The following is a 6000-nucleotide window of genomic DNA, read 5'->3' on the forward strand; positions in this document are numbered from 1 at the left end:
GCAACTTCTACCTAATAGAGTAACATGCACCCTTTTACATACAACATCATTTTTCTAAATTATACAGGGGGAACGAACATGACCATTGAAAAACAATTTATCCAAAAGATTTACTATAAAACATTTTTAACAGAAGAAACTTCCATTCCGGTAACGGAAGTACTCGGTGAAGCATATATAAATGAATCAAAAAATGAATTCTCCAATATATCTAATATTCGCTTCGCACAAGGTGAAGTTTACTTTCAAAATAACGACTTTGAAGCAGCAATATTTAAATGGGAGAAAGTAAATAATGAACTTGCTCTCTGGGCCATGAAGAATATTGCAGATGCTTATTTCGAATTAGGTTTCTTACCAAAAGCAGAGGAACTTTATAAATCTATTCAATCAGAAGATACAACTCTTACGATGGAAGTTTCCCTACAACTTCTTTCTCTTTATATCGAGCAAGACCGTCTAGGACTAGCATTTAAGACGATTAGTGAAGCTGTTGCATTTCAACCAGACTATCCGAATATTACTGCGATTGCTCGATCGTTCTATGAAAAACAAGAAGATTGGAATAATGCTATTGAACTCGCTGTTCAAGAAGGAATTCGAACAAAATCATTACACTGGTTCGATACTTTAATAAATTATGTGAACAGAGGCTTTACTAAAAAAATTAAACCTGAGTATTTCTATGAATCTTTAAAAGCCTTATATACAATTGATCAAGTTCAATTTAAAGAGCTTGTTATTTCACTTTGGAACAGTTATCAAAATGAATCATTACATCTACCTTGGATTCAAACAATAAATCACTTATTCTTACATATTGAAGTAGACGCTAATGATGATTGGAATGAAATTTCTACTCGCTATCAAGAGACGTATTTTGAATTGATTACTGGACAATATTTCATGCACGAATTACAAGGACTTGTACCAGATTTATTAACAAATTGGTTTAGTTTAACGAAAACCGAGGATTCTTTACTTGTCTCCGCAGCAGTATTAGCATGGAATGAAGTTTCACCGACAACTCTAGAATCATTACTCGTAAAAAGCGCAGGTGCCTTACTTTCAAATGCATCAGCTCATGCAAATGTTGATATGGCAGACGTATCAGCATTATTTGAAACGATTGCTGTATGGGCTGAGAAGAATGATGTAGATTTAGGTCATCAATTCACACTACTTGTTCGTGAGTTATACGATTTAACTGTTACACAACTTCTAGTAGCAGGCGCTAGCGATTATGATAAATCAGCCTTTATTAACTCTATACTAGGAGAAAATATATTAAATGGGGCTATAACAACTTCAATTACATTTAAAGATGATAGTCAAACTGAAATAACTGAGCTTACAGAGCTAGATATACGAAATATACCAAACTTTGACGAACTTCATAACATACTAGCGGCACCTTCTCAGTCAGAACTAGAAAAAAAATGTATTGAAGTTAAATTACCAAGTAGATTTTTACGAAAAAATAAGTTTTCATTCCTTGTCACACCTACTGTGCATGGACAACTTGACAAAAACAGCTCTCACTTTGAATACTTACAGGCAGCAGATAGTCTCATCTATGTACTAAATTCAGCTTCACCATTACATGATGAAGAGCTCGATACATTATTATATATTCGTGAGCAAGTACCAAATTTACAAATTCAATTCGTCTTACAAACAATTGATACGACTACTAGTGAAAACATCACGAACAACATTAAAAAGAAAATACTCGTACATTTCCCAGAAGCACAATTTTTCCCTTACTCTCCTTCACAAGAGAGTAGTGAACAGCTAGGTAACGTAACAGACTCTATTCTTTCTAACCTTACTCAGCGTAACGTTGAAAAAGAACGCATTGAAAAATTATTATGGTTTATCCAAAAAACAATCGCATACCTTGTCAATGAACGTGTGGAATTAGAAAATACGTTAGTGAAATCCGTCCGCTGGAATAAACATATTTTAGTAAAACTTGATGGTTTTATTAATAATCTTACTGCCATCCAAAAAGATAAAATTCGTTCCATTACAGAATCTTATCTCTTAACGAAAGAAGAGATTACGCAGGATATACATTCTCAAATTCCTGAATTGTTGCAGAGTTGCTCTGATCTTGTTCAAGAAGATAGTGATTTCAAATTGGTCCATGAAGAACTAAATGTAGCAATGAATGAAAGAATTCAAAAACATGTACAGCAAGTGCTTCTCCCTAAATTTACTCAATCTATTCAAGAATGGATTGAAACTGCTCATAATGAATTCATTCAAGCTCAGGCTTATTTAGATGAAATGGGCGATACCTTTAATAAGCTCTATGAGGAAGAGCGTATTAAACTTCCTTGTGATTTCAAATTACTAGATGACTGGGATAGAGATGTTGCAAGAATGACGAATAGAATTACAGTAGCTAACATCAATATTTTATTACGCTTTACACCGACACAATTTTTCTTAAAGAGTGCAGGGAAATTATTCGGTAATATGCAAAAAAATCAATCTATGCTATCAAATAAATATAAACAATATATTGAAACAGAAGATTATACAGAAGTTGCTCAGATGATTTCAAAACAATTTTTCCTTCAATTTGAAGTATTTGAAGGTGCGCTAGAACGTGATATCATGATGTTCTTTAAAGACCCTCTTAGCATATTGAAACAAACCGTAGAAGCGGCCCAACTTGAAATACAAGAAGATGAGCAAACATTAACAAAGCTAAGAACGAACCCAGAAACTTATCATGATCCTTTAACACTCTTTAAATTGCAATTGTTACAACGAAAATTCATGTTAAATATCGACCGAAACAATGAAATCATTGCTTCACAAGAAACAATAAATAAAACATCAACTGTTTAAATAAGAAAAACCAAGCAACTAATTCGCTTGGTTTTTCTTATTTCTAATTATCCATTTTCACATGTTCAAATGGATAATATATCGCCATGAGCTTTCCTAATACTTCTGTTCTATCAATGAGCCCTAAGCCGTTCCTACTATCCCTACTAACTAAACGATTATCTCCCATCACAAAAATTTTGTTTTTAGGAATTGTAATCGGTCCAAAATCTTCAGTTAAATTGATAAGTAATTTTTCTGCCTGTTTTTTATTATTCTTTAAATACTCTTCGTTTTTCACTTGATGATTAACATATAATTGATCATTTCTCATCTCAATTATATCTCCAGGCAAACCAATCACTCTTTTCACATAAAAGTTGTCTGTCTTCACAACAATAATGTCTTCTCTTTCATAGCTTTCAAATTGTTTTGCTAACTTATTAACAATCACCTTATCCCCATCTTGTAACGTTGGCCTCATAGATGCTCCTTTTACAGTCGTAGGAAAAAACACGAAAATTTTCGCCAAAAACACCAATAAACATGCAATTGCAATTGTTCCAAAGAATTCACGCCAACGTTTTTTCTTTTGCATCATTCCACCGTCTCATCATCTTTTTACTTTTATTATAAGTACTTCAACTCATGAATTTCCATAAAATTCTGAGTTTAATAATCTCAATATTACAAACTTCAAAATAATAATATTCAAAAATATATTATTTTGATATACTATAACTTGCATTTATTCTATTTTTATTTACTTAGGAGGACTTTTTCTATGAAGGTTATGCTTAAAAATGAAAATACAGGCCAAATTAAACAAGCAAAAATTGGTTTTAGTTGGACTGTATTTTTCTTTGGTTTTTTCCCTGCTATATTCCGTGGAGACTGGAAATGGTTTCTAATCATTTTAGTCGCTGGCATGTTTACATTCGGATTCTCTAACCTAGTATTCTGCTTCATTTACAACAAACTTTACATCAATGATTTATTATCTAAAGGTTATAAAGCAGCTGATGAATATAGCCTTTCTGCTCTACAACAAAAAAATATAGTAGCATAGCAATAAAAAAGATACTCTCAAAATAGTCTATCAACTATTTTTGAGAGTATCTTTTTATAATCCTACATATACAATACACATCTGAGCCGCGACATATGTAAACCAAATCCAAAGTGGTTCATACTTCAGTTTGCGCCCCCCGATATCTGTCACACCGATAATAAAATCAGAAATCACAAACAATAAACCACCAAGTGCTGGCACCCACCATATTCCTGTATTCTCGTAATATAAGGCGAATGCAAAACATGCCATTCCTCCAACCCACAAACCGTAAATTAGAGCCCCAATCGTAAACAATTTATCCTGTTTTTCATTTCGGATAAAAAAGAACCATCCTATAATTAGAAAGAGTCCGTATACGAGTAAACCGATCCAAAAACCATTCCATGAAATACCTGTTTGTAAAAATGCTTTCACATAGAAACAATGTGCAAGCGCGAAAGTAACCATTCCTCCAATTAATCGATGACCAATTGGAATTAATCCTGCCATAAATAAATCCCCTACAGTTGACAATGTCATACCGAGTGCAACCCACGTACTGTACTCAACCGATGGATCTTGTAACCATATCCAAATTGCACTTCCTGTTAAAGAAAAACTAAGAATAAGACGAACCGCTAAAGGTAACGGCATATTATTTCTCGTTCTTTTCGTCTGTCCTATTGCATAAATTGCTCCCATTAAAAAAAGAATAATTTGCCCGACTAACACAATGTAAAGTACATTCATAATATGTTCTCCTCAATAAATGCTTTTTCTATCTTTTTTTCGTTACATATAGCACGTTCTCCTTTTTCTATGTAAAAAAAGAAGAACAATACTGTTCTTCCATTTTAATCGTTTTTCTGTTCTCTATGCTAGTTGTTTTTCTTGCTCAACTTTCTTTTTAATCGGATTACGATTTACTACAATAATTCCCGCTGCGACACATGCTAAACCAAATAGTACAAAGGAATGAATTGCTTCCCCTAAAATCAGACTTGATAGTAGCACACCAAACACTGGTATAAAGAACATATACATCGAGACTTTCCCTACTTTGTTATACTTCATAATTGTATTCCATATACAGAATCCCGCTGCTGATAAGAACGATAAATATATGAGCATAAGTATTGCATGTAGATTAAATGCGAATGGCATCATTCCAACTTGAAATGCACCTATACATATCAAACCAATTGATCCGAAAATCATCTGATATGCTGTCATATACCCAATATCTAACGTTTTACTACCTTCTTTCGCTAATATGTTTCCATACGAATACATCATCGCTGCTCCAAGAAGTAATAAGCTACCTATTCCAAAATGGAATGATAAACTTCCATCACTCGGTACATTCACTAAAATCACACCGCAAAAACCGATAGCTACTCCAATTACTTTTCTCCTATTTAGAGCATCATCTTTATATAAAAAGTGTGCGAGTAAAATTTGAAAGAATGATGATGTTCCTGAAATAATCGCTCCTTCAATTCCTGAGCTGTAACTCATTCCAATATAAAAACATATATATTGAAGAAAAGTTTGAAACAAGCCAATTTGAACTAACTGCTTTCCTGTTCCTTTTTTGAACTTCATATCTTTTCCTAACGCTTTAAAAAATAATAAGAGCATTACACCAGATAAGAAAAAGCGATAGCCAGCAAATAATATTTGTTCCCCGACTTCTTGTGGCTGAATTCCAAGTTCAACATAGCTTAATTTAATAAAGGGAAATGCGCTTCCCCATAAAAATGTTGCTACTATTGCAGCAATAAACACGCCAATCGGATGGGTAAAAAATTTCTCTGTCTTCAACTTGATGTCTTCCTTTCCGACCTTTTTATGAACAATATTCATATATACCAAAGGAAATGCGAAAACACAAGTTTTCAGTTTATCCCGCTATTCGCCGGGTAGTAAAACTCCCACCTCCAAATTCGGCTGGGGCAAAGAAGTTAGGTGGGAGCCCTGCTGCCCGTAAAAGCCCGATTGGTGAAGGCTAATAATCAGTGGGGGATGAACAAAACCCCCACTAATTAAAGTTTCACTTTATACTAAAACAAAAACATATCATCTAAGAAAAACATATGCTATAC

5 protein-coding genes are annotated in these 6000 nt (G+C 33.4%); 2 read left to right on the top strand and 3 right to left on the bottom strand.

What is annotated here, in order from left to right; all coding sequences use genetic code 11:
- Positions 1–78 precede the first annotated feature (78 nt).
- Positions 79–2862, top strand: a complete 2784-nt coding sequence (locus AB3X48_RS00310; RefSeq protein ID WP_016103450.1) for a tetratricopeptide repeat protein — start codon at positions 79–81, stop codon at positions 2860–2862.
- Positions 2863–2905: 43 nt separating this feature from the next.
- Here AB3X48_RS00310 and lepB read toward each other — a convergent pair whose 3' ends face one another.
- Positions 2906–3442 carry a signal peptidase I gene (lepB, locus tag AB3X48_RS00315; RefSeq protein WP_088098677.1) on the bottom strand — a complete coding sequence of 179 codons (537 nt, stop codon included), beginning with the start codon at positions 3440–3442 and terminating at the stop codon, positions 2906–2908.
- A 183-nt stretch (positions 3443–3625) separates the two neighbouring features.
- Here lepB and AB3X48_RS00320 point away from each other — a divergent pair, with 183 nt between their 5' ends.
- Positions 3626–3910: a hypothetical protein gene (locus tag AB3X48_RS00320; protein ID WP_000867041.1), complete on the top strand. Its 285-nt coding sequence runs from the start codon at positions 3626–3628 to the stop codon at positions 3908–3910.
- 54 nt (positions 3911–3964) lie between these two features.
- Here AB3X48_RS00320 and AB3X48_RS00325 read toward each other — a convergent pair whose 3' ends face one another.
- Both AB3X48_RS00325 and AB3X48_RS00330 read right to left on the bottom strand, forming a co-directional pair.
- Positions 3965–4645, bottom strand: a complete 681-nt coding sequence (locus tag AB3X48_RS00325; RefSeq protein ID WP_002159411.1) for a lysoplasmalogenase — start codon at positions 4643–4645, stop codon at positions 3965–3967.
- Positions 4646–4768: 123 nt separating this feature from the next.
- A complete protein-coding gene (locus tag AB3X48_RS00330) occupies positions 4769–5719 on the bottom strand; it encodes a DMT family transporter (protein ID WP_016103448.1) in 951 nt (316 codons plus the stop codon).
- Between the last annotated feature and the right edge of the window lie 281 nt (positions 5720–6000).

It is taken from the genome of Bacillus sp. S4, from assembly GCF_040838205.1.
Lineage (GTDB): Bacteria > Bacillota > Bacilli > Bacillales > Bacillaceae_G > Bacillus_A > Bacillus_A cereus_U.

Excerpts from the sequence above, each read along its gene's own strand:
- AB3X48_RS00310 (WP_016103450.1), top strand. The coding sequence starts at position 79 with ATGACCATTGAAAAACAATTTATCCAAAAGATTTACTATAAAACATTT.
- lepB (WP_088098677.1), bottom strand. The coding sequence starts at position 3,442 with ATGATGCAAAAGAAAAAACGTTGGCGTGAATTCTTTGGAACAATTGCA.
- AB3X48_RS00320 (WP_000867041.1), top strand. The coding sequence starts at position 3,626 with ATGAAGGTTATGCTTAAAAATGAAAATACAGGCCAAATTAAACAAGCA.
- AB3X48_RS00325 (WP_002159411.1), bottom strand. The coding sequence starts at position 4,645 with ATGAATGTACTTTACATTGTGTTAGTCGGGCAAATTATTCTTTTTTTA.